Source organism: Streptomyces sp. 8L (assembly GCF_020176795.1).
Classification (GTDB): domain Bacteria; phylum Actinomycetota; class Actinomycetes; order Streptomycetales; family Streptomycetaceae; genus Streptomyces.
On the sequence record NZ_JAIUKE010000824.1, the window covers coordinates 1 to 1,867 of the forward strand.

Here is a 1,867-nt window from a genome sequence, read left to right on the forward strand (position 1 = left end):
GCCCCGCTGGCGGGCTCCCGCTCTTCAGCGGGGCCCGGCAGCGTGGCCCGTCAATGGAGCCCAGCACTGGCGCCCGGCAACCAGGCCCGGCGGGGGCCCGTCAGGCAGACTCATGGACGACGAGACGGTCCACTCTCGGCGCGATACGCCGGCCGGGACGTTACGACAGCGGCAGTGCGGGCCGCCGTCCCCGGCTGCTCAGGAAGCTGACGATTCGTCGTGCGAGCGGCAGTCGAGGCGAGCGGAGGCCCGGTTGCCGCTCAGCCCGCGTCGCGTTTGCGGTAGCGGACATGCGTGGTCAGCGGCGAGTGGAGCACCTCGACGGGATCGAATGCGAAGGTCTCGACGCCGTCGAACAGGCGCTCGCCGCTGCCGAGCAGGACGGGTGCGATGTCGAGGGTGAGTTCGTCGATCACGTCGGCGTTGAGTGCCTGTCGAACCGTCGAAGCGCCGCCCGCGATGTCCACACCCTTGCCGTCGGCGGCTTCGAGCGCCTGCGCGTAAGCGGCGTCGAAGCCTTCGGTGACGAAGTGGAAGGTGGTCCCTCCCTCCATCCCGATCGGTTCGTGGGCGTAGTGAGTGAGCACGAAGACCGGCGCGTGGTAAGGGGGCTCCGAGCCCCACCATCCGTCCCACGTCTCATTCCACTCGCCTCGGACGGGCCCGAACATGTTTCGGCCCATGACGTAGGCGCCACGCGGGCGCATCAGCCAGCTGTTGGCCGTCGCGTCGGCTTCGGTCGCACGCGGGTCGCCGATGTGCCAACCGTGCAGCTCTTGGCCGCGCTTGCCCAGCGGATGGGCTCGGCTCTGCTCGGGTCCTGCGACGAAGCCGTCGAGCGAGATCGACATATGGCAGGTGGTGTCGGTCATCAGTTTCTCTCTGAAAGCAGCGGTTACGGGTTGTCGCGGGGCCGTCGGACCCCACGGCACACAGACTGGCAGAGACGGCGGAACTCATCGCTGCATCGGGAAACCGTTGCCGACGCCGCGTCCTGAGGCCTCCCGTGCCGCACCCCTCCGAGGCGCGTGCGACGCTACCGGGGAATGAGCGTCCGGGCAGCCGGGTCCCGCCGAGCCCCCGTCCTTGGGCGCAACGCCTAGGCGCGAGGTCTGCCGTCCCACCGCCATGCGGTCAGTCGCGGGCGCCCCTCCAACTCGGCCCGCCCTGTGGCCCACAGCAGGGTGGGCCAGGGAGCCGTGGACGTGGGCGCGTCCGGAAACAGCCGGGCGAGCACCCGCGCACACAGATCGGCGGGCGGGCTCCAGCCGAGTCCGAGCCCCTGTGCCAGATCATGCGTGTGTACCAGGGTCTCCACGATCCCCATCGCGGCGAAGCCCTCGGGGTCCGAGACGCCGAACACATGGTGGGCGCGTGTCCGCGGAGAGCTCGTGCGCACCATAGCGACCAGCAGCGCACCACTCGCCTCCAGGACCTGCAACAGCCCGGCGGGCCCGGCCGCGCGGTTCGCGTAGATCGTGTTCGCCGGACCTCCGGGCCGCCGGCTCTTCCACACGAACGGCACTTCGCGGTCCAAGGGGGGTGTTCTGGGGCCGAGTTGCGCGGCGTACGCGAAGAGGTCGTCACTCAGGTGCTCGACGGTCTCCCAGCAGTCCCACTCCAGCGAACCGGCTTTCCCCTCCCACGCGGCCGGCGGCGCTTCGCGCAGGGCCGTCACCGCGAGGCACACGGCACGGTCGAGGTCGTCCGCGGTGACGGGAGGCTGGTGGAGGTCATTCCTGGCTGATCGGGACATGGCAGGACCGTACCGCCGCCGGAGGCGGACTTCACGCCCGCCCGCCGCTGACCGGCCCTGCCCGCCCTCCCTCGACCGGCAGAACCGGCGAAGGAGGCCACCCACGGACGA

2 protein-coding genes are annotated in these 1,867 nt (G+C 70.8%); both read right to left on the minus strand.

Annotation, left to right across the window (positions count from 1 at the left end):
- Nucleotides 1-260: 260 nt before the first annotated feature.
- Nucleotides 261-872, minus strand: coding sequence for a dihydrofolate reductase family protein (locus LCE31_RS39140; protein ID WP_225023013.1), 612 nt, complete (start codon nt 870-872; stop codon nt 261-263).
- 227 nt (nt 873-1,099) lie between these two features.
- Nucleotides 1,100-1,756 (minus strand): hypothetical protein, encoded by a 657-nt coding sequence (locus tag LCE31_RS39145; RefSeq protein WP_225023015.1) that lies wholly within the window; start codon nt 1,754-1,756, stop codon nt 1,100-1,102.
- Between the last annotated feature and the right edge of the window lie 111 nt (nt 1,757-1,867).